General features: G+C 71.6%; 22 protein-coding genes and 1 pseudogene. 9 read left to right on the top strand and 14 right to left on the bottom strand.

Annotation, left to right across the window (positions count from 1 at the left end; genetic code table 11):
* The first annotated feature begins 16 nt into the window (after positions 1-16).
* Positions 17-847, top strand: a complete 831-nt coding sequence (locus SH922_RS32255) for an ABC transporter ATP-binding protein (protein WP_393063749.1) — start codon at positions 17-19, stop codon at positions 845-847.
* A gap of 4 nt (positions 848-851) precedes the next feature.
* On the opposite strand, the gene SH922_RS32250 is transcribed toward SH922_RS32255, so the two are convergent.
* The 7 genes from SH922_RS32250 to SH922_RS32220 form a co-directional block, all read right to left on the bottom strand.
* On the bottom strand, positions 852-1,235 hold the full coding sequence (locus tag SH922_RS32250; RefSeq protein WP_393062065.1) for a DUF4440 domain-containing protein: 384 nt from the start codon (positions 1,233-1,235) through the stop codon (positions 852-854).
* Positions 1,236-1,441: 206 nt separating this feature from the next.
* Positions 1,442-2,644 (bottom strand): S8 family peptidase, encoded by a 1,203-nt coding sequence (locus SH922_RS32245; protein WP_393062063.1) that lies wholly within the window; start codon positions 2,642-2,644, stop codon positions 1,442-1,444.
* A 271-nt stretch (positions 2,645-2,915) separates the two neighbouring features.
* The gene (locus SH922_RS32240) at positions 2,916-3,962 is read right to left on the bottom strand and encodes a cytochrome P450 (RefSeq protein WP_393062061.1); all 1,047 of its coding nucleotides are present in this window, start codon (positions 3,960-3,962) and stop codon (positions 2,916-2,918) included.
* 113 nt (positions 3,963-4,075) lie between these two features.
* On the bottom strand, positions 4,076-4,156 hold the full coding sequence (locus SH922_RS32235; protein ID WP_350985409.1) for a tryptorubin family RiPP precursor: 81 nt from the start codon (positions 4,154-4,156) through the stop codon (positions 4,076-4,078).
* A 421-nt stretch (positions 4,157-4,577) separates the two neighbouring features.
* Positions 4,578-5,870, bottom strand: coding sequence for an ABC transporter substrate-binding protein (locus tag SH922_RS32230; protein WP_393062059.1), 1,293 nt, complete (start codon positions 5,868-5,870; stop codon positions 4,578-4,580).
* Positions 5,870-6,709, bottom strand: a complete 840-nt coding sequence (locus tag SH922_RS32225) for a carbohydrate ABC transporter permease (RefSeq protein ID WP_393062057.1) — start codon at positions 6,707-6,709, stop codon at positions 5,870-5,872. Before SH922_RS32225 ends, SH922_RS32230 begins: the two co-directional genes overlap by 1 nt.
* Positions 6,706-7,656, bottom strand: coding sequence for a carbohydrate ABC transporter permease (locus SH922_RS32220; RefSeq protein ID WP_393062055.1), 951 nt, complete (start codon positions 7,654-7,656; stop codon positions 6,706-6,708). The genes SH922_RS32225 and SH922_RS32220 overlap by 4 nt, the downstream gene beginning before the upstream one ends.
* Positions 7,657-7,782: 126 nt before the next feature.
* On the opposite strand from SH922_RS32220, the gene SH922_RS32215 reads away from it, so the two are divergent.
* Positions 7,783-8,649 (top strand): phosphotransferase enzyme family protein, encoded by an 867-nt coding sequence (locus tag SH922_RS32215; RefSeq protein WP_393062053.1) that lies wholly within the window; start codon positions 7,783-7,785, stop codon positions 8,647-8,649.
* A gap of 45 nt (positions 8,650-8,694) precedes the next feature.
* Here the strand turns inward: SH922_RS32215 and SH922_RS32210 are convergent, their stop codons facing one another.
* Both SH922_RS32210 and SH922_RS32205 read right to left on the bottom strand, forming a co-directional pair.
* A complete protein-coding gene (locus SH922_RS32210; RefSeq protein WP_393062051.1) occupies positions 8,695-9,423 on the bottom strand; it encodes a 3'-5' exonuclease in 729 nt (242 codons plus the stop codon).
* A 78-nt stretch (positions 9,424-9,501) separates the two neighbouring features.
* Complete coding sequence (locus SH922_RS32205; protein WP_393062049.1) at positions 9,502-10,734, bottom strand: SAV2148 family HEPN domain-containing protein; 1,233 nt, start codon at positions 10,732-10,734, stop codon at positions 9,502-9,504.
* Between the two features lie 378 nt (positions 10,735-11,112).
* Here SH922_RS32205 and glgX point away from each other — a divergent pair, with 378 nt between their 5' ends.
* Together glgX and treY are read left to right on the top strand one after the other, a co-directional pair.
* A complete protein-coding gene (gene glgX, locus SH922_RS32200) occupies positions 11,113-13,281 on the top strand; it encodes a glycogen debranching protein GlgX (RefSeq protein ID WP_393062047.1) in 2,169 nt (722 codons plus the stop codon).
* 135 nt (positions 13,282-13,416) lie between these two features.
* Positions 13,417-15,810, top strand: a complete 2,394-nt coding sequence (gene treY / locus SH922_RS32195) for a malto-oligosyltrehalose synthase (RefSeq protein ID WP_393062045.1) — start codon at positions 13,417-13,419, stop codon at positions 15,808-15,810.
* Here treY and SH922_RS32190 read toward each other — a convergent pair.
* Together SH922_RS32190 and SH922_RS32185 are read right to left on the bottom strand one after the other, a co-directional pair.
* Positions 15,770-16,786 carry a cytochrome P450 gene (locus SH922_RS32190; RefSeq protein WP_393062043.1) on the bottom strand — a complete coding sequence of 339 codons (1,017 nt, stop codon included), beginning with the start codon at positions 16,784-16,786 and terminating at the stop codon, positions 15,770-15,772. The genes treY and SH922_RS32190 overlap by 41 nt on opposite strands.
* A 285-nt stretch (positions 16,787-17,071) precedes the next feature.
* Entirely contained in the window at positions 17,072-17,521 is a 450-nt protein-coding gene (locus tag SH922_RS32185; protein WP_393062041.1) for a winged helix-turn-helix transcriptional regulator, read from the bottom strand.
* 121 nt (positions 17,522-17,642) lie between these two features.
* Between SH922_RS32185 and SH922_RS32180 the strand changes: the two genes are divergently transcribed.
* On the top strand, positions 17,643-18,560 hold the full coding sequence (locus SH922_RS32180) for an alcohol dehydrogenase catalytic domain-containing protein (protein ID WP_393062039.1): 918 nt from the start codon (positions 17,643-17,645) through the stop codon (positions 18,558-18,560).
* 347 nt (positions 18,561-18,907) lie between these two features.
* Here the strand turns inward: SH922_RS32180 and SH922_RS32175 are convergent, their stop codons facing one another.
* Complete coding sequence (locus SH922_RS32175; protein WP_393062037.1) at positions 18,908-19,822, bottom strand: LysR substrate-binding domain-containing protein; 915 nt, start codon at positions 19,820-19,822, stop codon at positions 18,908-18,910.
* A gap of 97 nt (positions 19,823-19,919) precedes the next feature.
* Here SH922_RS32175 and lpdA point away from each other — a divergent pair, with 97 nt between their 5' ends.
* Positions 19,920-21,341, top strand: a complete 1,422-nt coding sequence (gene lpdA / locus SH922_RS32170) for a dihydrolipoyl dehydrogenase (RefSeq protein WP_393062035.1) — start codon at positions 19,920-19,922, stop codon at positions 21,339-21,341.
* An 18-nt stretch (positions 21,342-21,359) separates the two neighbouring features.
* On the opposite strand, the gene SH922_RS32165 is transcribed toward lpdA, so the two are convergent.
* Positions 21,360-21,929, bottom strand: coding sequence for a DUF1707 and FHA domain-containing protein (locus SH922_RS32165; protein WP_393062033.1), 570 nt, complete (start codon positions 21,927-21,929; stop codon positions 21,360-21,362).
* A gap of 175 nt (positions 21,930-22,104) precedes the next feature.
* Here SH922_RS32165 and SH922_RS32160 point away from each other — a divergent pair, with 175 nt between their 5' ends.
* Together SH922_RS32160 and SH922_RS32155 are read left to right on the top strand one after the other, a co-directional pair.
* Entirely contained in the window at positions 22,105-23,061 is a 957-nt protein-coding gene (locus tag SH922_RS32160; RefSeq protein WP_393062031.1) for a GNAT family N-acetyltransferase, read from the top strand.
* A 132-nt stretch (positions 23,062-23,193) separates the two neighbouring features.
* A pseudogene (locus SH922_RS32155) lies at positions 23,194-23,414 on the top strand (hypothetical protein); the annotation flags it as partial.
* Here SH922_RS32155 and SH922_RS32150 read toward each other — a convergent pair.
* The gene (locus tag SH922_RS32150; RefSeq protein WP_393062029.1) at positions 23,386-24,741 is read right to left on the bottom strand and encodes a GH1 family beta-glucosidase; all 1,356 of its coding nucleotides are present in this window, start codon (positions 24,739-24,741) and stop codon (positions 23,386-23,388) included. The pseudogene SH922_RS32155 and the gene SH922_RS32150 sit on opposite strands and share 29 nt — an antisense overlap.
* Before the next feature lie 166 nt (positions 24,742-24,907).
* Here SH922_RS32150 and treZ point away from each other — a divergent pair, with 166 nt between their 5' ends.
* Positions 24,908-26,668, top strand: a complete 1,761-nt coding sequence (treZ, locus tag SH922_RS32145) for a malto-oligosyltrehalose trehalohydrolase (RefSeq protein WP_393062027.1) — start codon at positions 24,908-24,910, stop codon at positions 26,666-26,668.
* The last annotated feature ends 4 nt before the right edge of the window (positions 26,669-26,672 follow it).

The raw sequence follows: 26,672 nt of genomic DNA, 5'->3' as shown, positions 1-26,672 counted from the left end.
CGCGCACGTGACCACGATCGCCGCCGTCCCCGCCCCGAGCACCCCGGCCGGCCCGGTGCCGGTGATCCGGGCCGACCGTGTCTGCCTCGTACGGGACGGGAACGTCCTGCTCGACTCGGTCTCGCTGACCGTACGGAGCGGCGAGCACTGGGCCCTGCTCGGCGCCAACGGCGCGGGCAAGAGCACCCTGCTCGGGCTGCTCGGCGCGGTCACCCACCCCACCCGGGGCTCGGTGGAGGTGCTGGGGCGCACGCTCGGCCGGGTCGATCTGCGGGAGCTGCGGACCCTGCTGGGGCATGTCGATCCGCGTCACCCGCTGCGTTCCCCGCTGACGGTGAGCCAGGTGGTGCTGACCGGCCTGACCAACTCGGTCGAGCCGCTGCCGCGCTGGTCGCCGGGGGCCGAGCAGCGGGAACGTGCCGAGCGGCTGCTGAGGATGCTGGGCATGGGCGGCAGGACGCGGTCGCGCTGGCCGACTCTGTCGCAGGGTGAGCGCGGTCGTACGCTCATCGCCCGTGCGCTGATGCCGCAGCCCCGGCTGCTGCTGCTCGACGAGCCGGCCACCGGGCTGGATCTGGCGGCCCGGGAGCAGTTGCTGGACAGTCTGGACGCGTTGCGCGAGGAGCATCCGGAGCTGGCGACGGTGCTGGTCACGCACCATCTGGAGGAGCTGCCGGCCTCGACCACGCATGCGATGCTGCTGCGTGGCGGGCGGAATGTGGCCTCGGGGCCGGCCGACGAGGTGCTGACCACCGGTCAGGTCAGCGACTGCTTCGGCCATCCGGTACGGATCACCCGCACGGACGGACGGTGGTCGGCGCGGGCGCATCGGGCGGGCCGTCGCTGACGCCTCACCCTTCGGTGGCCGCCGCCATGACGAAGGGGGTGGCCTGGTGGTAGTACAGCAGCCATCCCGTCGCGGTGAGGCGCCACAGCGAACTGCGGTGGGCGCGCTGCCCCTTGGCCTCGGTGTCGAACGTGACGTGGACGAGCTCGTCGGCGAGCTGGACCCCGTTCATACGTGAGGCGGTGAGCTGCCCGGGCCGCGGGGCCTCGTCGGAGATCAGCGCGGTGATGACCATCGCGCGGTCCCAGCGGCGGCCCGTGGTGTCCACCTCATGGAAGTCGGGGTGGAGGACCTGGACGAGGAGTTCGGTGGAGGCCCGGACCATCGGGTCGAGGAGGCGGAGTTGGCCCTCGACCGCTGCGGCCACACCCGGGGGCGGCTCGCTCATGAGCCGCCTCCGGCCGTCCGCGCGGATCCGGTGGGCAGCTCGCGGGGCCCGGCCGTGGTGAGCCTCCGGTGGCCGCTCCCGTTCGTCCCGGGCAACGGCGCCGCGTACATCATCATGGGCACACCATAGGACGATCTTCCCCGGCCGTGCGGCCGCCGCGCCCCGTGGGGGAGGGCGCGGTGGCCGCCGGTCAGATGGTGCCCGTGTTACTCAACGACCTTCAGCAGCTTGTTCGCCGTCCCTTCGGTGGCGTTGCTGATGGCGTCCGGAGTGGCTCCCTCGGTCAGCGCCGTCGCGACCTCCTCCGGGGTGGCGTCCGGGTGCCCTGCCAGGTAGACGGCGGCGGCACCGACGACGTGGGGGGTCGCCATGGACGTACCCGAGATGGTGTTGGAGGCGTCGTCGCTGTCGTTCCACGACGAGGTGATGTCCGAGCCCGGGGCGTAGATGTCCACGATCGAGCCGTAGTTGGAGAACGACGACTGCTCGTCGTCCACGGTGGAGGAGGCGACCGTGATGGCCTCGGGGACGCGGGAGGGCGAGCCCTCGCCGGCGTCGCTCGACTCGTTGCCGGCCGCGACCGCGAAGGTGACGCCGGAGGCGATGGCCTTCTGGACCGCCGCGTCGAGCGCCTCGTCCGCGCCGCCGCCGAGGCTCATGTTGGCGACGGACGGGCCCTCGTGGTTCTCGGTGACCCAGTCGATGCCCGCGACAACCTGCTCGGTGGTGCCCGAGCCGGAGTCGTCCAGGACCCGCACGGCGACGATCTTGGCCTGCTTGGCGACGCCGTACGTCGCCCCGGCTATGGTGCCGGCCACGTGCGTTCCGTGGCCGTTGCCGTCGTCGGCGCTGTCGTCGTTGTCCACGGCGTCGAAGCCCGAGCTGGCCCGGCCCTCGAACTCCTGGTGCGTGGTGCGGACTCCGGTGTCGATGACGTACGCGGTGACACCCTCGCCCGCGCTGTCCGGGTAGGTGTACGCGTTGTCCCCGGCGGTCTCCGCCTGGTCGATGCGGTCCAGGCCCCAGGACGGCGGGTTGTCCTGGGTGGCGTCGATGTGGAACTTCTTGTTCTGGACCACCTTGGAGACGGCCGGGTCGGCGGCGAGGCGCTTGGCCTCGGTCTCCGAAAGGCCGCTGGCGGAGAAGCCGTTGATGGCGGAGCTGTAGTTGCGCTTCAGCTTGCCGCCGTACTCCTTGGCGAGCTCCGCCTTGTCCGCCTTCTGGTCCAGCATCACGATGTAGCTGCCGGAGACGGCGGTCGCCGCGTCGGCACCGTAGATCTTGCCTGTCGCGGGGGCGGGTGCCGCTCCGGCGAAGGGGCTGGACAGCAGGGTGACTCCGGCTGCGGCGGCTACCGCGGTGACGGCGGCGGTCAGCTTGAACCGGCGTGCGCGCTTGTGAATTGCCATGAAGAGGGATCTCCTCGTCATTCTTTGTGGGGGGATTGGCCCTCGGCCGGAAGATCTCCGGGGGCTGGCTCGAAACCCTCGCCGATTGACGCGCGCAGATCAAGACCCTCCTTGCGCCTGCAACGCCCCCGACAAGATTTCGTCACAAGAAGACGACCAGTGATCCTCAACTCGGGCACAACTTCCACCCCTTCACGGCGGAGGCAGCACCGGACACAGCACTCCGCCCCGGCCGTGACAACGCATCACGAACAGGGCGGAGCCGGGTGGTTCAGCGTCGGATGACCCGCACCCCCGTCACACCCATCAGCCCGGCGAGGGGGACGTCGGAGGCCGTCTGTGCGGGATCCACCGTCAGGCCGCCGCCGCGCACCATGTCGAGCAGCATCTCTGCGAGCGGCATCACCATGTGCCGCCCCCAGCAGCGCTCGGACTCGTGGCCGAAGGGCAGGTAGCCGGGCTGACTGTCCGGGTCGAGACGGTCCCAGCGCTCGGGCCGGAACGCATCGGGGTCCTCCCAGAGCGCGGGGTCCCGGTGACTCAGCAGCGGCAGGAGCAGGACGTCGTCACCGGCGCCGATCCGGGGGTCGAGCGCCGGGTACTCCGGGGACGCCCTTCGCAGAATGTTCCAGGAGGGCGGCAGCAGCCGCATGGCCTCGTACAGGATGTTCCGGTTCGAGGTCGCGTCGTCGAACGGTGATCCGAGCCAGAGCGCGCCCGCGACCAGTGTCGACACGGTGAAGCAGACAGGGGCCGCGGCTCTGCGGTACAGACCCATCGCGTAGCGGCGGTCGCCGTACCCCTTGGCCTCGGCGGTCAGGCCCGCGATGGCGGAGACGGGGGCGCCGGGGCGCAGCCTGCCGGGCAGGGCCGCTCCGGCGACGATGACCGACCAGGTGAGCTTGGGCGTCAGCTCCAGGACGCGGTCCATGAGTATGCGCAGCCGGTAGGGGTCGCCCCCGAGCATCAGATCACGCAGGTACACGTGGCCCACATGCGGCCATTCACCCCGGAGGTCGGCGTTCTCGGGAACGGGCTTCTTCAGGGCCGTCCGCACGTCGCGGCCGATGGCCTGCATGACGGTGGCGGCCTCGGCACGGGGAATGGACCGCCCGTGAAGGGGCTTGAAGGTGGGGCGCTCATCCTCGGTGGCCGGCCTGGCGGCGAGGATGCGGTCGGTCAGGCCGGCTCCGGCGACGCCGACGGTGCCGGGGTCCAGCCGGAAGATCTCCTCGCCCCGGTGGTCCGTCAGGAGCGCCTGGAGTCTCGGCGCGAAGACGACGTCCCGGGCGCGGCTGCCGGTACCGGATATCTGCATCGTGGTCTCCAAGAAGCGAGAGGCGCCCGTGCCCGGCGGGCCGGTGAGGCCACGCCGGGCACGGACCCGGCCGACGGACCGCGTCCGCCGGCCGGCCGGACTCTAATGCCGGTTTAGTACCAGTGGTACCAGGCGTATGCCTTCAGGCTCTTCTCCGGCGTCATCTTGTCCTTCAGCAGAAAAAGGAACTTCATAACAGCACCTCCATCTTTGACTTTGAATTTACTTTTCCTGGGCACGACTTGGCCGTAATTGCGATACGAACTTCCCGCCTCGGCAGAAATTCCGTACCGCTGCTCACCGCCGACAGGAGTACAGCCCAGAGCAATTGGCGTTGTCAATGATCTCCTTTTCGGCCAAAAGCGGCAGCGCGTTCCGTTTCAGCCGGCACCCATCGCCCCGAAGAGAAACGGCGCGTTTTCCTCGGTCATACCCGTACGCGCACGTCCCAGCAAGAGCATGAAGAAGCAAATTCAAGCCGATGAATGTCTGAATCGCCGTCGTTCAGAAATGCCTGGCGCCGACTCCGAGCGGGCATCCGGCGGCCGGATCGCCCGCGCTCCGACGCCGGAAAGATACGTACCGGTCGGTAATCTCTTTCCGTGCCGTCCGAGGTCATCGCTGATATCGGGCCAGAACCCGGTTCCCGTCCTCCACCAGACGTTTCCTCAACTCGTCCGCGTCGATCGCACCGCTGTAGTACTCCTGGAGCGCGGGCGTGGCGACCTTGTCCTTCCACTCGGGGTAGCCGCGCACCGACTGGGCCGGCGCGGAGCGCAACGCGGCCGCGAGGGCGGCGCCCGTCGCCCAGCCGCGCTCAGCGGTGTGCAGCGAGGGATCCGCCAGGGCTGCCGTACCGGTCGGCAGCATCCAGTCCCCCTTGGCCAGACGCACCATGTTGGCTGGCCGCAGCAGGAAGTCGATGAACTCCACGGCCTCCTTCTTGTGCGGGCTGTCCTCGGCGACGGACAGGGTCTGCGGGCTCACGCCCTGGGCCAGGCCCTCACTGCCGGCGGGGGCGGGCAGCACGGTCCACTCGAACCCCTTCGGGGCCTGTTCGACCACCTGCTGGCGGTAGGAGAACCCGAGCGGCACCATGGCGTACTTCCCGCCGAAGAGGCCGGGCAGCGTGTCCCCGCCGCCCATGCCCAGCGCGGTGCGGGCGGCGCTGTGGTCGGTGTTGACCTGGTCGTGGATGGTGCCGGGTACGACCTGATCGCCCTCGCCCATCGCGACGGTGACCTTCCCGTCGGCGCCGCGGTGGAACAGCTCGCCGCCCGCCGAGAGGCCGAGATTGAGGGTGACGGAGACCGGCTCCTTCAGCGGCCAGGCGATCCCGTAACGGCCCTTGCCGGTCAGCTCCTTGGTGACCTGCCGGAACTCCGGCCAGCTCCAGGGCTTCTCCGGGGTCGGGATGCGGACCCCGGAGGCCTTGAGGATCTTGGCGTTGGCGATCAGGACCCGCGGCTCCTGGAGGAACGGCACCCCGTAGACCCCGCCGTCGAACGTGGCTGTCTGCCAGCTCTGCGCGGGGATGTCGTCGGTCAGCCGGTCCGGGAGGAGAGTACGGAGATCGGCGAGATAGCCGCCGTACGCGAAGTCCGCGAGGTCGTCGGAGGCGTCGTGGATGACGTCCGGCGCCTCACCCCCCTCGAAGGACGTGAGGAGCTGGTCGTGGACGCTGTCCCAGCTGCCCTGGACGTACTGGACCTCGATGTCGGGGTGGCTCGCGTTCCACTCCTTCACCAGCTGCTTGTTGATGTCGACGGACTCCTTCTGCCAGGCCAGCGACTGGAAGCGGATCCGGATCTTCCCGTCCGCCCGGCCGTCGTCGCCCCCGCCGCAACCGGTGAGCAGCAGAGCGAGCGCGGTGGCCGCCGCGGCTGCCGTACGTACGAGCGCGCGCATCAGCTCTTCACCGCCCCGGCGAGCATGCCGCCCGTGATCCGCCGCTGGATGACGGCGAAGAGGACGAGCGAGGGAAGGGTGGCCAGGAACGCGGCGGCGGCGAGCGGTCCGAGGTCGCTCGCGCCCTCCGCGCCGAGGAAGTGGGTCAGTACGACCGGCAAGGTCTGCTTCTCCGGTGTCTTGAGCAGGACGAGGGCGAAGAAGAACTCGTTCCAGGCGGTGACGAACGCGAAGAGTGCGGTGGCGACGATGCCTGGGCCCAGCAGTGGGACGGTGACCGAGACGAGCGTCCGCAGCCGGCCCGCCCCGTCGACCGCCGCCGCCTCCTCCAGTTCGGGCGGCACGGCCCGTACGTAGCCGACCAGCATCCACAGCGCGAACGGCAGCGCCCACACCACGTACACCATGATCAGCCCCCACAGGGTGTTGATCAGATGCAGGTGCTTGAGGACCAGGAAGAGCGGAATGATCAGCAGGACGAACGGGAACGCCTGACTGACCACGACCCAGCCGGTGGCGGCCGTGGAGAGGCGTGAGCGGTGGCGGGCCATCACATAGGCCATCGGGGTCGCGATGACGACGGCGATGACGCCGGCCGAGAGCGCGGCGATCAGTGAGTTGGCGGCGGCCCGGAGCAGCGGCTGCTCGTCGAAGGCCTGCCGGAAGTTGTCCAGCGTCGGGTGCTCGGGGATCCATGTCGGATGCAGGGAGCCCAGTTCGGGTGCGGGTTTGAAGGCGGTGGAGATCAGCCACAGGAACGGGAAGGCCAGGAAGACCAGATAGCAGAGCAGTGCGGCGTACTGTCCGGCGCGTGCCGGCTTGCTGGTACGCAGACTCATCGGTCCTCGCCTCCCCTGAGCCGTCCGGCGAGGTACACGGCGAGGATCACGGAGATCACCGCGACCATCACACAGCCCATGGCCGCGGCGTAGCCGAACTGTCCGTACCGGAAAGCCTCTTCGTAGGCGAAGAGCATCGGCAGCCGGGTGCGGCCGCCGGGGCCTCCGTTGGTCAGCACGTAGACCAGGGCGAAGGCGTTGAAGTTCCAGATGAAGTTGAGCGCGGTGATGGAGAGGGCGACCGGCTTTAGCGCGGGCCAGGTGACGGTACGGAACCGGCGCCAGGCGCCCGCGCCGTCCAGGGCGGCGGCCTCGTGGAGCTCGTGCGGGGTGTTCTGCAGCCCCGCCAGCAGGGCGACCGTGGTCTGCGGCATGCCGGCCCAGATGCCGACGACGATCACCGCGGGCAGTGCGGTGGCGAGGCCGGTCAGCCAGTCCCGGCCGTCACCGAGCCCCAGGTCGCGGATGGTCTCGTTGAGGATTCCGGCGTCCGGGTTGTAGACGAGGCGCCACATGATGCCGACGACGACCTCGGGCATCGCCCACGGAATGATCGCCAGGGCTCGGGCCAGCCAGCGCATCCGCAGGTTCTCGTTGAGCAGCAGGGCGAGGCCCAGGGCGAGCACGAACTGCGGGACGGTGACGCCGAGCGCCCAGACCAGACCGATCCGGAACGACTCCCAGAACAGTCCGTCGTGGAGCAGGTCCTGGAAGTTCAGTACGCCGACCCACTGCGTGGACCGGGTGCGGCCCGACTGGGAGTCCGTGAAGGCCAGCGCGATGCCGTAGAGCAGCGGCCCGACACTGAGGACGAGGATCGGGATCAGGGCGGGCAGCACCAGGAACCAGGTTCCGGCGTTCCGGTTGATCTGCCCGGGCTGCTTGGCGCGCGGGCTGCCCGGCGGGCCGTGCCGTCCGGACTGCACGGTTGCATTAGCCAATGTCATGAATGCGACCCCCTTGCGTCATTCGACCGGCTTTATACCGTTCTGGCCGCTCAGGTGGCCTCCGCCATCGTGCTGACGGACCGTCGGTTCGTCAAGGCGGCCTGCACGGATGCGAAAATCAGATCCATGAACGAGATGCGAGCGCGCGAGGTGCTGACCGCCGCCGGACTGCCCGGCGGTGCTGAGCTGATCGCGCTGGGCGAGAACGCGGTGTTCGCCGTGGGCGACCTGGTCGTCAAGATCGGCCGGGACGCCGTGCGGAGCCCGGAGCTGCGGGAACGGGCCGACCGCGAAGTGGCCGTGGCGCAGTGGCTCGCCGCGTCCGGCGTCCCCGCCGTGCGGGCCGCCGAGCCCGGGGCGCGGCTGGTCGAGGGCCACCCCGTGACACTGTGGCACCGGCTGCCCGACGCGGTGCGCCTCTCCGAGCCGCGGGACCTGGCGCCGCTGCTGAGCGCGGTGCATGCGCTGCCGGCCCCGGAGGGCCTCACCCTGCCCCGCAGGGAGCTGCTGGGCGGCGTCGAGCGGTGGCTGCACCTGGCCGGCGAGGCGATCGATCCGGCGGACGCGGCGTATCTGCGCGAGCGCCGCGACGGATTCGCGGTGGCGGCCGCCGCACTGGTCCCCCATCTCCCCCCGGGTCCGATCCACGGCGACGCGCTCGCACGCAACGTCCATGTCGGTCCGGACGGACCGGTCCTGGTGGACCTGGAGACCTTCTCCACGGATCTGCGCGAGCACGACCTGGTGGTGCTCGCCCTGTCCCGTGACCGGTACGGGCTGGCGGCCGAGGCCTATGACGCGTTCACCACGGCGTACGGCTGGGACGTACGGGAGTGGGACGGCTGCGCGGTGCTGCGCGGGGCGCGGGAGACGGCCAGCTGCGCATGGGTCGCGCAGCACGCCCCGGCCAACCCGAAGGCACTCGCGGAGTTCCGCCGCCGGGTGGCGTCCTTGCGGGACGGGGACACGGGAGTGCGGTGGTACCCGTTCTGAGGCGGGCCTCACCGCACGCGCACCGGTGAGCGGTGCGGGACCCGGTCAGCCGGAGACCCGCGCCGGCTCCCGCACCGGCCAGCGACCGTCGATGACCGCGTCCGCCGTGCCCTTGCGGCGCAGGAACTGCTGGAAGTCGGCGGCCCACTCCGCGTACCAGGTGATCTGGCGCTCGTGCAGCTCCGGCGCCGACAGCGCGGCCACCGAGCCGTGCCGGGCGGCTATCGCGTACGCCACCCGCACCGCCGCCAGCGCGTCCGCCGCCGCGTCGTGCGCTCCCCCGTGGACCACGCCGTACTCGACGCAGACCGCTTCGAGGTTGCGCTTGCCCTTGCGGTAGCGGTCGACGGACCGGTCGATCGTGTACGGGTCGATCACCGGCCCGATCCCCGCGCCGTCGAGCCGGTCGCTGAGCGAGGGCAGCCCGTGGCGGTGCAACTCGGCCGTCAGCAGCGTCAGGTCGAAGGCCGCGTTGTACGCGACCACCGGGACGCCCTGGCGCCAGTACCCGGTCAGGGTGTCGGCGATCTCGTCGGCCACCTCGCGCACCGGCCGGCCCTCCGCCGCCGCCCGCTCGCTGCTGATGCCGTGGATCGCGGACGCCTGTGCGGGGATCCGGATCCCCGGATCGGCCAGCCAGGCGTGCCGGCGCACCGGATCGCCGTCGCTGCTGTCGACACGGACGACCGCGGCTGTCACGATCCGGGCCTCCAGCGGTTCCGTACCCGTCGTCTCCAGGTCGAATCCGACCAGCGCCTGCCGGTGCCAGCTCATCCCGTACCTCCTTCGTGGTGCTCCCCCAGATGACGACCACCCTCGCACGGCCCACTGACAACGCCCGGGGACGGTCCCTCAGGAGACCGGCCGGGAGTCCGTCCACACGGATTCGAACTCCTCGCGGTACGTCTCGAACAGCCCGTGCTCGCTGTCCTGGCCGGCCCGGACCACCGCCCGTCCGCCGCCCCGCAGAACCAGCACCGGCGCCTCCATGCCGCGCGCCCGGCGCAGGTAGGTCTGGACGACCCCCACGGCGTCGGCGCCGTCGCCGTCCACCAGGTAGGCGGTGAAGCGCGGGGTCTCGTCGAAGACGTGGATCTCGAAGGCGCCCGGGTCCCGGAGCTTGGAGCGGACCCGGCGCATGTGGAGGATGTTCATCTCCACCGTGCGGCTCAGTTCGCCCTTCTTGAGGCCGAGCTCCCGTTCCCTGCGCTTGACCGCGCTGCTGGCCGGGTTGATGAAGAGCAGCCGGACCCGGCAGCCCGACTCGGCGAGCCGGATCAGCCGCCGGCCGGAGAAGTTCTGCACCAGCAGATTGAGCCCAATCCCGATCGCGTCCAGCCGGCGCGAACCGCCGAAGAGGTCCTCCGCGGGCAGCTGGCGCTGGAGCCGCACCCGGTCGGGGTGGACGGAGACCACGTCCGCGTACCGGTCTCCGACGAGCTCCTCCACCGCGTCGACCGGGAGCCGGTCGGCGGACGGTACGGCCGCGCCGCTGCCCAGGATCTCCAGCAGCCGCGCGGAGGCCCGCTCGGCCTGGGCGAGCACCGCCTCGTTGAGGGCGCGGTTGCGGGAGACCACGTTGCGGGCGACCTCCAGCTCGTCCAGCGCCAGCTCGACGTCGCGGCGGTCGTCGAAGTACGGCTCGAAGCAGGGCCAGTGCTGGACCATCAGCTCGCGCAGCTGAGGGAGCGTGAGGAAGCTCAGGACGTTGTCGTCCGCCGGGTCGAGCAGATAGCCCTTGCGGCGGGACACCTCGCGCACGGCGACGGCGCGCTGCACCCACTCCTGCCCGGCGGGTCCCGCCGCGGCCACCACCCAGTCCTCGCCGTGGACCGGTTCGTAGATGGGCCGGAGCACCGCGGCGACGACGGCGCGCAGCCGCTGCTCCACGAGATTCAGCCAGATGTAGGCGCGCCCGGCCCGCTGCGCACGGGTGCGCACCTCGCTCCAGGCCTCCGCGCCCCAGTCCAGTTCCGCACCGATCTCCAGGGGCTGCGCAAGCGAAACCGCCCCGGGCGGGACATCAGCCGAATCCCCCTCGTGACCCGTGTCACCTGGGGGCAGCTCGAACCCTCCCGAGCTCACCCGCGCACCGCCTTCCACTCCCCCACCAACGATCAAGGAAGGGTACTCCGGGAGCGGGAGCCGGTGCAGCCGGATGCGCAGGCTCCTTTCCCAACTCCCCGGCGATACACGCGCGTTCTGTGCGGCGAGATCTGCCGGAGTGAGCGGATTCATAGTGATTAAACACCCCACCCCAAGCCGCATTACGGACAACCGACCGGGCGAGGTTGCCGGAATCCGGTTCCGGGCGACGCGGAGGGGCCCGATGTTGACCGGACCGGGCGACGCCGCCCCCGATTCCCGGCCGGTCCTAGGTAAGGGCCGCTCCTTCGGGGAAGATCTGCTCCAGGAAGCCCGCATTCCCCAGGCAACCGCATCAGGAGTGGAAGAGTCGAATCTATGCAGGTCTGGCCGGGACAGGCGTACCCCCTCGGTGCCACGTACGACGGCGCCGGGACCAACTTCGCGGTCTTCTCGGAGGCCGCCCACCGAATCGAGTTGTGCCTGCTGCACGACGACGGCTCCGAGACTGCGGTGGAGCTGAGGGAGACCGACGCCTTCGTCCGCCATGCCTACCTGCCCGGGGTGATGCCCGGTCAGCGGTACGGATTCAGGGTGCACGGGCCTTACGAACCGCAGCGCGGCGCCCGCTGCAACTCCGCCAAGCTGCTCCTGGATCCGTACGCACGGGCGGTCGCCGGGCAGATCCAGTGGGGCGAGGCGGTGTACGGCTACCCGTTCGGCCGGCCCGACGCGCGCAACGACCTCGACTCCGCGCCGCACACCATGACCTCGGTCGTGGTGAACCCGTACTTCGACTGGGGCGACGACCGGCGGCCCCGTACGGACTACCACCGCACGGTGATCTACGAGGCCCATGTGAAGGGCCTGACGATGCTTCATCCGGGGCTGCCGAAGGAATTGCGCGGTACGTACGCGGGCCTGGCCCATCCGGAGGTCATCGCACATCTGACGGAGCTCGGGGTCACGGCGATCGAATTAATGCCGGTGCACCAGTTCGTCCAGGACCACCGGCTGGCGGACGCGGGCCTCGCCAACTACTGGGGCTACAACACCATCGGCTTCTTCGCCCCGCACAACGCCTACGCCTCCTGGGGCGACCGGGGCGAGCAGGTGCTGGAGTTCAAGCAGGCCGTGCGCGCCCTGCACCAGGCCGGCATCGAGGTGATCCTCGACGTGGTCTACAACCACACGGCCGAGGGCAACCACCTGGGGCCGACGCTCTCCTTCCGGGGGCTGGACAACGCCTCGTACTACCGGCTCGCCGACGACCAGCGGTACTACATGGACACCACGGGGACCGGGAACTCCCTGCTGATGCGCTCCCCGCACGTGCTCCAGCTGATCATGGACTCGCTGCGCTACTGGGTGACCGAGATGCATGTGGACGGCTTCCGCTTCGATCTGGCGGCCACGCTGGCCCGGCAGTTCCACGAGGTGGACCGGCTGTCGTCGTTCTTCGACCTGGTGCAGCAGGACCCGGTGGTCAGCCAGGTGAAGCTGATCGCCGAGCCGTGGGACGTGGGTGAGGGCGGCTACCAGGTGGGGAACTTCCCGCCGCTGTGGACCGAGTGGAACGGGAAGTACCGGGACACGGTGCGGGACCTGTGGCGGGGCGAGCCCCGGACGCTGGCCGAGTTCGCCGGCCGGCTGACGGGGTCGTCGGACCTGTACCAGGACGACGGGCGGCGGCCGCTCGCCTCGATCAACTTCACCACCTGCCACGACGGATTCACCCTGCACGACCTGGTCTCGTACAACGACAAGCACAACGAGGCCAACGGCGAGGGCAACCGGGACGGCGAGAGTCACAACCGGTCCTGGAACTGCGGTGTGGAGGGCGAGACGGACCGGCCCGAGGTGCTGGAGCTGCGCGAGCGGCAGATGCGCAACTTCATCGCCACCCTGATGCTGTCCCAGGGCGTGCCGATGCTGAGTCACGGCGACGAGTTCGGCCGTACGCAGCGGGGCAACAACAACGGGTACTGCCAGGACAGCGAGCTGTCGTGGGTGCACTGGCCGGACCCGGCAGGGGCGGTGGGCGACGACGATGCGGAGGGCGACGGGCAGGACGGCGGCGACGGGCTCGGCAGCAGTCTGCTGGAGTTCACCCGGGCGATGGTGTGGCTGCGCCGCGACCATCCCGTCTTCCGGCGCCGGCGGTTCTTCCACGGGCGCCCCGTGGAGGGCACCCATGACGAGCTCTCCGACATCGCCTGGTTCACGCCCGAGGGCGAGGAGATGACCCAGCGGGACTGGCAGGCGGCGCACGCCAAGGCGCTGACGGTCTTCCTGAACGGGCACGCCATCTCGGAGCCGGGACCGCGCGGGGAGCGGATCTCCGACGACTCGTTCCTGCTGATGTTCAACGCCGGCGCCGAAACGCTGGAATTCGCCGTTCCGGTCAATCACGGGCGGCAGTGGCTGGCGGTCGTCGACACGGCTCGCCCGGACGGGGTGCTGACCGGTGCGGGGCCGAAGGTGGCTGCGGGCGATCGGGTGACGCTGGTGGGACGGAGCATGGTGGTGCTTCAGCGGCCGGCCTGAAGGGGGAAGGCCGGGCCGGCCTGAGGCAAGGGCGGGCCCGCGTGAGGAGAAGCCCGCCGTCGCGGGGGCCGCCGGTCGTGCACTCGTGCGTGCCGGGGTGACAAAGGCGGCCCGGATCTGGGTACGAACGATCCCATGACGCCTTCCGCCACGTACCGGCTCCAGCTCCAGCCGGAGTTCCCGTTCTCGGCCGCCGAGGACGCCGTACCGTATCTCGCCTCGCTCGGCGTCTCCCATCTGCACCTCTCCCCGGTACTCGAAGCCGTGCCCGGCTCCCGGCACGGCTACGACGTCGTCGACCACAGCCGGGTGCGCGCCGAGCTGGGCGGCGAGGACGGGCTGCGGCAGCTGGCTCGCACCGCGCGGGAGCACGGGCTCGGGCTCGTCCTGGACATCGTGCCGAACCACATGGCCGCCGACCCCCGGCACAACCACGCGCTGCGCGAGGTCCTGCGCGAGGGGCCGGACTCCCCGTACGCCCGCTGGTTCGACATCGACTGGGCGGCGGGCGACGGCCGGATCCTGCTGCCCGTCCTCGCCGGGCGCATCGGCGAGGAGACGGACCGGCTGCGGGTCTACGGGGACGTGCTGCGCTACGGCGAGCAGGAGTTCCCGCTGCGGGCCGGTACCGCCCACCTCGACCTCCCGGAGCTGCTGGAAGCCCAGCACTACCGGCTCGGCTGGTGGCGGCTGGCCCGCACCGAGCTGAACTACCGGCGGTTCTTCACGATCTCGGAGCTGATCGGGGTGCGGGTGGAGGACCCCGAGGTGTTCGCCGCCTCCCACGCGAAGATCCTGGAGCTGGTGCGGGACGGGGTCGTGGACGGCCTGCGGATCGATCATCCGGACGGGCTCGCCGACCCGGCCGGCTATCTGGAGCAGCTGTCCGCGGCGAGCGGCGGGGTGTGGACGGTGGTGGAGAAGATCCTCACCGGCCCCGAGCCGCTGCCGGCGGGCTGGGCCGTGGCCGGGACGACGGGGTACGACGCGCTGCACCGGATCGACGGGCTCTTCGTCGACCCGGCGGGCGCGGCCGAGCTGCTCGACGGCTACCGGGAGTACGCCTCGCCGGCCGGCGACCGGGGCGGCTACTGGACGGCGACCGTGCGCCGGGCCGCGTACCGCGTCGTCACCCATGAACTGGCCGCCGAGACCGAGCTGCTGACCCGGCTCGCATCACGCATCTGCGCCCAGGACCCCGTGCTGCGCGACCACGCCCCCTGGGCTCTGCACACCGCCGTGCGCGAACTGCTGGTCCGCGTCCCGGTCTACCGCCCGTACGCGACGGCGGGCGGCCCCTGCACCGAGACGGCCGAGGCGACGCTCGACGCGGTCGCGGTGAGCGATGCCAAGGCCGTGTTCGCGGTACGGGATGAAGCCGCGGCCGTCGACGTGGTGCGGGAGCTGGCCCTGGGGCGGCTCGGCGGGGGCGACGACCGGGCGGCGTTCTGCGCCCGGTTCGCCCAGACCGCTTCCGCGCTGCGCGCCAAGGCGGTCGAGGACACGGCGTACTACCGTTACGTGCCGCTGATCTCGGCCAACGAGGTGGGCGGTGATCCGGGGCAGCCGGCGGTCGCCCCGGAGGCGTTCCACGCCTTCTGCGCGCGGCTCGCCCGTGACTGGCCCGCCACCGGCACGGCCCTGACGACGCATGACACCAAGCGCAGCGCCGACGTCCGGGCGGGAATCGCGGTCCTGTCGCAGTGCCCCGGGCAGTGGACGGAGCTGGTCGCCGAGCTGACGCGGACGGCCCCCGCCTCCCCCGATCCGCAGCTCGCCTGGCAGGCGTGGCAGACCGCGATCGGCTGTGTGGGATTCCCGTCCGGGGAACAGTCCGGGCGGCTGGAGCCCGCGCTGCTGAAGGCGGTGCGCGAGTCGGGGCTGTTCACGAGCTGGACCGAACCCGACCCGGTGTACGAGCGGGTGGCGACGGACTTCGTCGCCGCCGGTCCGGCTGCCGGTACCGGTGCGGTGCGGGCGCTGCTGGAACGGTTCGCGGAGAAGCTCGCCCCTCATGTGCGGGCCCAGGTGCTCGGCGCGGCCCTGGTGCACCTGACGATGCCGGGGGTACCGGATCTCTACCAGGGCACGGAGCGGGAGTATCTGGCGCTGGTAGACCCGGACAACCGGCGGCCGTTCGCGCAGCCTGCCGACGACGCGCCCGCCGACGAGAAGGGCGCACTCACGGAGGCGGCGCTGCGGCTGCGCCGGGAGCGGCCCGAGGTGTTCGGCGAGTCGGGTACGTACGCCCCGCTGACCACGTCGGGTCCGGCGGCGGCGCACTGCCTGGCCTTCTGCCGTTCCGGCGAGGTGGTCACCGCGGTGACCCGGCTTTCGCTGCGGCTGGCGGAGTCGGGCGGCTGGCGCCGGACGGAGCTGGCGCTGCCGGACGACGGGGTGTGGCGCGATCTGCTGACGCCGGGCCGGAAGTTCTCGGGCGGGACGGTCCCGGTGGCGGAGCTGTTCGCCGAGCGGCCGGTGGCGCTGCTCATCCGGGCCGGACGAGAAGGGAACGTGGCCCCCGTGTGAGCAGGCCGGTGGCGGCCGGGCGGAATCCGTCCGCCCAGCGCAGGGCGGGCATCGCGTCGAGCAGGGCGCGCAGGCCCTGTTCGGCCTCCAGCCGGCCGAGCAGCACCGCGGGGCACCCCGCAGGACCGGGCGTGCCGCGGTCCTGGTCGCGGCGGAAGGGGTCGAAGACGTCCGGTGCGGCGAACCGTTCCGGGTCACGGCCCGCCGAGCCGATCAGGCAGGCGACGGGCGCCCGGGCCGGCAGGGTGCCGCCGCTGAGGGTGACCTCGGCGACGGTACGGCGCAGCACGACCTGGACGGGCGGGTCGCGGCGCAGCGTCTCGGTCCAGGCCCGGCCGGTGAGCGCGGGTTCGATGCGCAGGGCGGCCAGCAGGTCGGGGTCGTCCAGCAGATTGGCGAGGAGAGAGGCCAGGGCGGTCTCCCGCAGTCCGGTGTGCCGGGTGCAGGGGGCGGTGTCGGCGGCCGTGCCGGCGCCCGGTCGGGCTCCGGCGGGCAGCCAGCGGCAGAACTCCTCGACGAGATCGGCCTGCGGGCGTCCGGCGATACGCCGGGCCAGCACATAGGCGGTCCGCTCGACGCGCTCCGCCAGGTGCCCGGGTACGGACCCGGACGCCACCGCGTACCGGTCGCGGGGCAGGCACCGGGCACTGCCGTGGCAGAGCCCGAGCGGGGCCGGGCCGCCCCTGGGTGCTCCGTCGTGCGGGAAGCCCGCGAACCTCGGGTCCGTGAGAGCGGTGGCCACGTCGTCGTACCGGCTGATGAGCCAGGCGCCCAACGGCGCGTCGTAGCTGAGCGGGTACTCCTCGCGGAGCACCCGGTAGAGCCGGTACGGGTCGTGGGCCGCACCCGGCGCGAGAAGACTGGGACCGCCACCGGCCCGGGCCGCGCGGCGGGGCAGCGTGGACGGGCGCCGGAGGGTGCGGCGTTCGGGCGAGGGCGTCGGGGCCGGTATGTCTCCGGGCGTGTCTGCCTGCATGGCGTACCCCCGGGGCGTTCGGTGCGCCGGTGCGCGGCGCGATCCCTCTCAGGGGATCACCTGAACGGGCCCACCGCAGTCGGCGTGCGGCCGTACGGGTGACGGGTCGGCCGGCGTCCGGACCGGGCCGGACGGAACCCGGCCTCGGGACTGGCAGGCCCGCATGTCGGGGCGTCGCCGGGATCTGATCGCCCTGCGGCGGACGCGAAGCACCACCGGCTCGGGTTCACGCTCCGGATGTGCACGGTGCGGTACGTCGGACTGTTCCTGCTTCTCCCGGCAGGCTCAGCGTTCGGCTGCCGTGCGGTGGTGTTCCTCGCGGTGGGCGAGTACGTCGGTCATGTGCGTTTCGGCCCAGTCCTTGAGGCCGGCCATGACGTCGTTCAGGGACAAGCCGAGGCCGGTCAGTCCGTAGGTGACGGTGACGGGCACGGTGGGCGTGACGGTACGGGTGACCAGGCCGTCGGCTTCCAGGGAGCGCAGGGTCTGGGTGAGCATCTTCTGACTGGCGCCCGCGAGCCGGCGGGACAGTTCGGAGTAGCGCATCGACCGGGGGCCGTCGCCGTGGTCGACTCCTGGACGGTGCGGGCCGTCGCTGCCGAGCGCCGCGAGCACCAGCGCGACCCACTTGTCGGAGATACGGTCGAGCAACTCCCGGCTGGGGCAGCCGTCCATGAACGCGTTGTAGCTCGCCTTCGCCTCGGCCCGCTTCTGAGCCGCCGTCTGCGTCGACATCGATCGCCCCTTCCATACCTGGAGGCAGCTTACGCACTCTCAAGTGCCTTCTTCCGCCGCGGCATTCACAGAACGAGCATGGAGCACAGAAACGATCACCCCACCGCAGAGGACCAAAGCCATGGGCACCCCCACCTTCCGCACCGCCGTAGTCCGCATCCCGAACGGCCCCGATTCGATCGAGGTCATCGAGGTGCCCGTCGTCGATCCCGGCCCCGGCCAGATTCGCGTCGCCATCGCCGCTGCGACGGTCAACCCAACCGATCTCGGCGTCGCGGCGGGCTTCTTCCACTCGATAGGGCTGGTCGATCAGCCCGAGCACACGGGCCTGGGCTGGGAGTTCGCCGGCGTCGTGGACGCGGCCGGGTCGGGCGTCGACCTGGCCGTCGGCACTCGGGTGGCCGGTCTGGTGGTCGGCTTCGACCGCGACTACGGCACCTACGCCGAGCAGATCGTGGTCGCAGCGGCCGACGTCGTCCCGGTCCCCGACGAGCTGGACCTGCCGGCCGCGACCACGGTCCCCCTCAACGGGCTGGCCGCTGCGCAGGCCGTCGACCTGCTCGGCGACGCGCCCGCCGGGGCCGCCCGGCTGCTGGTGACCGGCGCCGCGGGCGCGGTCGGGGCGAACGTCGCCGTTCTCGCCCGGGAACGTGGCTGGCAGGTGACCGGGCTCGCACGCACCGGCGACGAGGAGTTCGTCCGCGGCCTCGGCGCCGACTTCAGCACGCACGCCGAGCCGGAATGGGACGCAGTCGTCGACCCCGCCCAGTTGAATGAGGGAGCTCTCGAGCTGGTCCGCGACGGCGGAGCCTACGTCGGGCTGCGGCCAGGCCTCGAACCGCCCGCCGAGCGCGGGATCTCGGTCGCCTCCGTGGTCACCGTTTACGACAGCGCGCAACTGGCCGGCCTCCTCACCCTCGCCGCCTCGGGCGAACTGTCGGTCCGCGTCCACGCGGTCGTCTCTCTGGACCAGGCCGCCGAAGCCCACCGGGCCACCGCCAAGGGCGGCCTCCGCGGCCGCTACATCATCCGCCCCTGACCAGCCCGGCGCCGAGTGGGCCGCCGACCAGGCTCACCGGCACCTGCCTACGGGAAGCCTCCGACTCCAGGGGCCGGTCCCTGCCGCGCAGCCGGCCCGGCCACGACATCGGCGGCATCACCGAAACCGGCGAGCCACCGCGGCACCAGCCATCACGACGTCGGTCGGGACAACGCCGAGACGTCCGGGGCAAGAGACGAAGTCTCAGCCCGCTGCCCGCTGCCCGCTGCCCGCTGCCCGCTGCCCGCTGCCCGCTGCCCGCTGCCTGCTGCCTGCTGCCTGCTGCCTGCTGCCTGCTGCCTGCTGTCAGTGATGCGGTTGCGATGCCTCGCGCGTCAAGATCGATCTCACCGATGACCGCTGGTCCCCGAGGCGGGAACCCCGGGCGGCCGGCACATGGTCAGCAGTTCGGCGAAAGCCGCAGCGGCGCCGGTCAGCTCGACGCGGGAGAACACCGCGAGCTCGCGCCTCCAGGGCGGGTCCACGGTGAGCACCGCACAGTCCTCGCCGACCGCGCCCCGTACGACGTGCGCGGGGGCCGTCGCGACGCCGACGCCGGCCGCCGCCATCCGTACCGCGGTCGACGTGTGCTCGGTGCGCACCGCCGTACGCGGTTCGAATCCGGCCCGGGCACAGGCCCAGTCGAGGAACGGGCGGCCCTCCACGACCGCTTCCATCGCGCACCGCACCCACGGCCGGTCGGCGAGTTCATGGAGCCGGACGGAGGCCCGTCCGGCAAGGGGGTCGTCGAAGGGGACGACCAGGACGATGTCCTCGGCACCGATCGGGACGACCGGGCCGGACCAGTGCGGGGGCGGCGGGCCGACGGCGAGGTCGGCGGTGCCACGCTCGATCTGCTCTTCCAGGGCGTCGGTGGTGGCGTACTCGTGCAGGACGAGACCGACTCCGGGGTGCGTGTCACGCCAGCGGGCGAAGACGTCGGGGAGGATACCGACGGCGATCGGATGCACGGTGGCGATGTGCAGTTCGCCGCCCTCCGCACCGGCCGCGGCGCGCGCCGCACGCCGGGCCTGGGCGGCGCTGCGCACGGACCGTTCGGCGTGCGGCAGGAAGGCGCGGCCCATCACGGTCAGCCGGACGCCGCGCGGCAGCCGTTCGAGCAGGGCGCCGCCGACGGCCTTCTCCAGGGCCTTGATCTGGTGGGACAGCGCCGGCTGGGTGACGTGGAGCAGCTCCGCGGCCCGGGTGAACGAGGCCTCCTCGACGACCGCGAGGAAGTACTCCATCTGCCGCAGACTCATCGCGCCCGTCCCCTGACCTCAGCCATAAACATCGTGCATCGAATCCACACAAACATTGCCTTGGACTCATGGCAAGGACCGGGCGGAGGGTGGGGACATGACACAGACGCAGAATGTGAACGAGACCGACGTCGTGGTCATCGGCGGAGGCACGGGTGGCTACTCCACAGCCCTGCGGGCGGCGGCGCTCGGTCTGGAGGTGGTTCTGGCCGAGCGCGACAAGGTGGGCGGCACCTGTCTGCACCGGGGCTGCATCCCCAGCAAGGCGATGCTGCACGCCGCCGAACTCGTCGACGGGATCGTGGAGGCCCGGGAACGGTGGGGCGTGAAGGCGACCCTGGAGTCGGTGGACTGGCCGGCCCTCGTCGCCACCCGCGACGACATCGTGTCCCGCAACCACCGTGGAGTGGAGGGGCATCTGGCTCATGCGGCTGTCGAAGTGGTGCACGGCAGCGCGGAGTTGACCGGACCGCGCAGCGTACGGATCGAGGGGTACGGGGAGGTCGCCGCCCGTCGCGGCATCGTGCTCGCGACCGGGTCGCGGCCCCGGATGCTGCCCGGCCTGAGGGCCGACGGGAGGCGCGTGGTCACCAGTGACGACGCGCTGTTCGCGCCCGGTCTGCCGGAGTCGGTCCTGGTGCTGGGCGGCGGGGCGATCGGGGTCGAGTACGCCTCGCTGCACCGGTCGATGGGGGCGCGGGTCACTCTGGTGGAGGCCGCCGACCGGCTCGTACCGCTGGAGGACGCCGATGTGTCACGCCATCTGACCCGCGGTCTGAAGAAGCGCGGGATCGATGTGCAGGTGGGGGCCCGGCTGCTGGACGCCACCCTGCTCGACGACGGGGTCAGGGCCACGGTCCGTACTCCGCGCGGCGAGAGCCGGACGGTGGAGGCGGAGCGGCTGCTCGTCGCGGTGGGGCGGGTCCCGGTGACGGACGGTCTGGGTCTCGCGGCGGCGGGCCTCGCCACCGATGAGCGCGGGCATGTGACGCCCGCGGACTGGCCGCGGCTGGAGACCGCCGTGCCGGGCATCCACGTGGTGGGGGATCTGCTGCCGCCGCCGTCCCTCGGGCTGGCCCACGCGTCGTTCGCGGAGGGGCTGTTGGTGGCCGAGGCGCTCGCGGGTCTCCGTCCGGCGCCGGTGGACTACGCCGCGGTGCCCCGGGTGACGTACTCCGCGCCGCAGACCGCGTCGGTGGGGCTCTCCGAGGCGCAGGCGCGTGACGCCGGGCACGACGTCGCGGTCAACACGATGCCGCTGACGGCCGTCGCCAAGGGGATGGTGCACGGGCAGGGCGGCATGGTGAAGGTGGTCACGGAGCGGGGCGGCCGGGTCCTCGGGGTGCATCTGGTCGGGCCGCACGTCTCGGAGATGATCGCCGAGAGCCAGCTGATCGTCGGCTGGGACGCCGAACCGTCCGACGTGGCCCACCACATCCACCCGCACCCGACGCTTTCGGAGGCGGTCGGCGAGGCTTTCCTCACTCTGGCGGGCCGCGGACTGCACCAGCAGACGTGAGTACGAGGCGCGTGTGCGCTACGCGGGCGGCAGGAGCGACGGCGCGGAGAGCCGGAAGGTCATCCTGCCGAAGCTCACCTGGTCCCCCTCGCGCACCGACACCGTCCCCGTGACGCGCTGTCCGTTGACACAGGTGCCGTTGGTCGAGCCGAGGTCGCGCAGCACCCACAGGCCGCCGTGCGCGGTGAGTTCGGCATGCATCCGGGACACCGTCTCGTGGCTGAGGCGCAGTCCGTTGCCCGGGTCGCGGCCGATGAGCAGGGGGCGCGGACTCGGCGCCGGCAGCAGCAGCTTGGGCAGCCGCTCGGCCCGCCACGCCCTGCGCACCCGCTCGGGGAAGCCGGAGACTCCGCTCACGGCCCGGAAGAGCTGCCGCGACCAGCGGCCGCCCTCGCTCTCCAGGTCTGCGGTGAGCGCCTCCAGTTCCTCGGAACGGCCGGCGATCAGGGCCAGTTCCATGCGCCGCATGAAGGTGTCGTGGGAGAGTTTGCCCTGCGCCGCGCCCTCTCTGAGCACACCGAGGACACGGTCGCGCTGGGCGTCGGACAGCCGCGCGGGATACGTGTGGGACTCGAAGGAGGACGTCACACAGCCAATTGTCGGCCCGACCGCCCCGGAGTGTCCAGAACAACCCCGCTTTCCGCCATCCTGACCTGCACGACCCCGGAGTATCCGGCGGCACTGCACACCGGGCGTTGCTAATGTCTGCGGCCGTGCCGCCCTGGCGACCGCCGGGGCGAGCCCGTACATCTGTGGGGGATTTGTGCTCGACGCACCACTCGGCCTGACCGTCCGTCCGATCAGCGGCCCGGAGGAACTGGACCTCTTCTGCCGGCTGTCCTACGTCCTGGACCACGAGCTCCCGGACGATCTCGCATCGGGCCGTCGCCGCCCGGAGTGGATGTGGGTGGCCCTGCGGGGCGACCGGGTGGTGGCGCGGATCGCCTGGTGGAGCAAGGACGGCAAGGAGCCGCTCTTCCTCGACTTCTTCGACCTGGACGACACGCTGCCGGAGCCCGAGCGCGGGGAGGTGGGGCTGCGGCTGCTGGAGACGGCGACCGCCGCCGTTGTTCCGGCTGGTGTGCCGCGCCCCGAGTACGGGCGGTTCGTGCCGCCCGACTGGCGCGAGGACCCGGCCGCCCGTGACGTCGTCGAGGCTCGCATCCGGGTCATGGAGCGCACCGGCGCCCGGATGCTCGTGGAGCGGCTGCGCCTGGAGTGGCGTGCGGGCATCCCCGTGCCGGCCGACAGCGGCCGGCTGCGGTTCCGACCGGTCGCCGGGCGCGAGGATCTCCTCGCGTTGATGACGCCGGTGATGGAGGGCACCCTCGATGCCCACGGACAGCAGGACCTGGCGTCCGGCCTGTCGGCGCGCGAGGCCGCGGAGAAGCACTACGACGAGGAGTTCGCCCACTACTCGACCCCGCAGGAGTGGTGGCGCGTCGCCGAACTCCCGGACGGCGAACCGGTCGGCTTCGTGATCCCGGCCCGCAACAGCTACAACCCGATCATCGCGTACATCGGCGTGCTGCCCGCGCAGCGCGGGCACGGCTACATCGACGAACTCCTCGCCGAGGGAACCCGGGTACTCGCCGGACAGGACGGCGTGGAGCGCATCCGGGCGGCGACGGACCTCGGCAACGTGCCGATGGCGAAGTCCTTCGCACGCCTGGGTTACATCAACTTCGAGCGCGCCTTCGACATGGTGTGGGACGGCTGACGGAATCGTAGGGCGGGCCGTTCAAATCCCATGGACAGCCCCTGGGGTGGCCGCGAGGGCATCCGGCCCGGGGCGAGGAAGGAGGCGAGGCACATGGGCACGGGCAACGGCATCACAGGTGGCGTACACACCGGGTACGGCTACGACCTGCTCGTGGAGTGCACCCGCTTCCTGGCAGACCGGGGAGCCGAGTTCATCGCGGCGCCACCGACCGGGGGAACGTTCCGATGGCGGCCGCGTTCGCCAGGGCCGGGCATCCTGTGACGCAGGAGCGCGTCCACCTGGTCCAGGAGCAGGGGGCGGGGGCCGGTGCGGCGTCGCGCATCAGCCCCCGTACCCGCGCTGTTCCCTGATGACGTCGCGGTACCAGGCGTACGAGTCCTTGGGGGTACGGCGCAGCGTCTCGTAGTCGATGTGGACCAGGCCGAAGCGCTTGCTGACCCCTTCGGTCCACTCGATGTTGTCGGTGAGCGACCAGGTGAAGTAGCCGCGTACGTCGACGCCCGCGTCGATGGCCTTCCGCAGGGCGCCCAGGTGACCGTCGAGGAAGGCGATCCGGCGGGTGTCCGCGGTGGGTTCGTCGACGGCGCAGCCGTTCTCGGTGATGTAGAGCGGAGGGAGGCGGTCTCCGTAGCGGTCCCGCAGCTGGATGAGGGTCTCGCGCAGGCCGTCGGGGACGACGGGCCAGCCGAAGTCCGTCTTCTCGTATCCCTCGATCTCCCGTATGCCGAAGGGGAGTTCGGCGGGCATGCCGAAGCCGGCGAAGGTGTCGAGTGCGTCGTCCCTGGGTGCGCCGACCAGGGTGGGGTTGTAGTAGTTGACGCCGTACCAGTCGAGCGGCGTGGAGATGGTCCGCAGGTCGTCCTCGACGGGGCCCGGCATCAGTGCGGCGAAGCTCTCGTCGGGGTAGCGGCCGGTGAGGAGCGGGTCGGCGAACAGCCAGTTGGTGAGGGTGTCGTACAGCTCGGCGCCGAAGCGGTCCTCCTCGGACTCGCCGGCGGTCCAGACCGGGGAGTGCGAGACGGCGATGCCGATGTTCTCGGCTCCCGCGGCCCGCAGTGCGCGTACGGCCAGGCCGTGGGCGAGGAGCTGGTGGTGGGCCGCGGGCAGCGCGTCGAAGAGGAGGGAGCGGCCGGGGGCGTGCTCGCCGAGTGCGTAGCCCAGCAGGGTCACTTCGGCGGGTTCGTTGAGGGTGATCCACATGGGTACGCGGTCGGCGAGCCGTTCGGCGACGATGCCCGCGTACTCGGCGAAGCGGTAGGCCGTGTCCCGGTTCAGCCAGCCGCCGGCCTCGTCCAGCGGGAGCGGGGTGTCCCAGTGGTAGAGGGTGGGGGCCGGGGTGATGCCGTGGGCGCAGAGTTCGTCGACGAGGCGGTCGTAGAAGTCGAGCCCCTGCGGGTTGACCGGTCCGCTGCCGCCGGGGACGACGCGCGGCCAGCTGACCGAGAACCGGAAGGCGTCGGCGCCGAGCCCGGCCAGCAGGGCGACGTCCTCGCGGTAGTGCCGGTGGAATCCGGTGCCGCGGGTGGTGTCGGTGCCGTCCTTGATCCGTCCGGGCTGCGCGGCGAAGGCGTCCCAGCCGGAGGGTCCCTTGCCGTCGGTGTCGGCGGCGCCCTCGGTCTGGAAGGCGGAGGCGGAGGCTCCCCAGAGGAAACCGGGCGGGAACGGCGGCACAGTCATCTCGGCCTCCACAGCCGTAAGAGGGAGTGCGTAGGGCGGAACCGGTCAGGGCAATGATCAGAACCAGACCTTAATCGCCAGTAATGGGCTCGATCCAGTGTCGTGGGGTCGAAGATCGCACCTTCTGTCGACCATGGGCCGGTACACGGAGACGAGGGAGCGCTGCATGTTGTTCGAGGTATGGGCACCGGACACGGAATCGGCCGCCCTGTGGCTGTCGGGTGAGCTGCGGACCATGGACCGCGATCCGGACCGGCCCGGCTGGTGGACCGAGGAGGCGGAGGCCGCGGACGGCGACCGCTACGGTTTCGCCCTCGACGGCGGCCCGGTGCGCCCCGACCCCCGCTCGCGCCGCCAGCCCGACGGGCCGGACGGCGAGAGCGCCGTCGTCGACCACCACACGTACACCTGGCGCAGCGACTGGGCGGGGCGCGGGCTGCCGGGCGCGGTCCTGTACGAGCTGCACATCGGTACGTACACCGCCGAGGGCACCTTCGACGCGGCGGCGGCCCGGCTGGGGCATCTCGCCGAGCTGGGCATCACGCATGTGTCGCTGATGCCGGTCTGCCCGTTTCCCGGCGTCAACGGGTGGGGGTACGAGGGGGTGTCGCTGTGGGCCGTGCATGAACCGTACGGCGGCCCGGAAGGGCTGAAGCGCTTTGTCGACACGGCGCACGGGCTCGGGCTTGCGGTCGTCCTGGACGTGGTCCACAACCACCTGGGTCCGTCCGGCAACTACCTCCCTGTCTTCGGCCCGTACTTCACCGAGACGCACCACACCCCGTGGGGCGCCGCGGTCAATCTGGACGCGCCCGGATCCGACGAGGTACGGGCCTTCCTGCTGGGCAGCGCGCTCGCCTGGCTGCGCGACTACCGGCTGGACGGGCTGCGCCTGGACGCCGTCCACGCGCTGGCCGACACCCGGGCGCTGACGTTCCTGGAGGAGCTGTCGGCCGCCACCGACGCGCTCGCCGCCGAACTGGGCCGCCCACTCTCCCTCATCGCCGAGTCCGACCTCTGCGACCCGCGCACGACGACTCCGCGCGAGTCCGGCGGCATCGGTCTGCACGCCCAGTGGAACGACGACTTCCACCACTGTCTGCACACCGCACTGACCGGTGAGGCCCAGGGCTACTACGCGGACTTCGCCGCCGCCCCGCTGGCCGGGCTCGCCAAGACCGTGACGAGCGCCTTCTTCCACAACGGCACGTACTCCACCTTCCGGGGCCGTACGCACGGCCGCCACGTCGACGTCACCCGCAGCGCCGCACACCGCTTCGTCGGCTACGCCCAGACCCACGACCAGATCGGCAACCGGGCGCTCGGCGACCGGCTCGCCGCCTCCCTCTCCCCCGGCCTGCTGGCCTGCGCGGCGGCGCTCGTGCTGACCGGTCCCTTCACCCCGATGCTGTTCATGGGTGAGGAGTGGGGCGCCCGTACGCCCTGGCAGTTCTTCACCGACCACACCGATCCGGAACTCGCCGAGGCCGTACGCACCGGCAGGCGACGGGAGTTCGGGGCGCACGGCTGGGCCGAGGAGGACATCCCCGACCCGCAGGACCCGGCCACCCGCGACCGGTCCTGCCTGGACTGGAGCGAACCGCAGCGCGAACCGCACGCCCGCCTGCACGCCTGGTACCGCGAACTGATCGCGCTGCGCCGTGCCCTGCCCGACCTCCGCGACCCGGACCTGGCGACGGTGCGGACGGCGTACGACGACGAGGCCCGCTGGCTGGCGTTTCGGCGGGGCGATCTGCGGATCGCGGTCAACCTCGACGAGAAGCCGGCCACGATCCCGCTGGGCGGCGGCCGGCACCGCAGCGGCGGGGGCCGGGTGCTGGCCGCCTGGCTGCCCGTCGACGCACCCGGCGCGGACGGGGTACTGCATCTGCCGCCGGAGTCGTGCGTGGTACTGGCCGACGACTGATCGG

This window comes from Streptomyces sp. LN549, from assembly GCF_043203805.1.
Lineage (GTDB): Bacteria > Actinomycetota > Actinomycetes > Streptomycetales > Streptomycetaceae > Streptomyces.
Note: the sequence above shows the minus strand (reverse complement) of the source record. Positions and strands in the feature narration are given on the sequence as shown.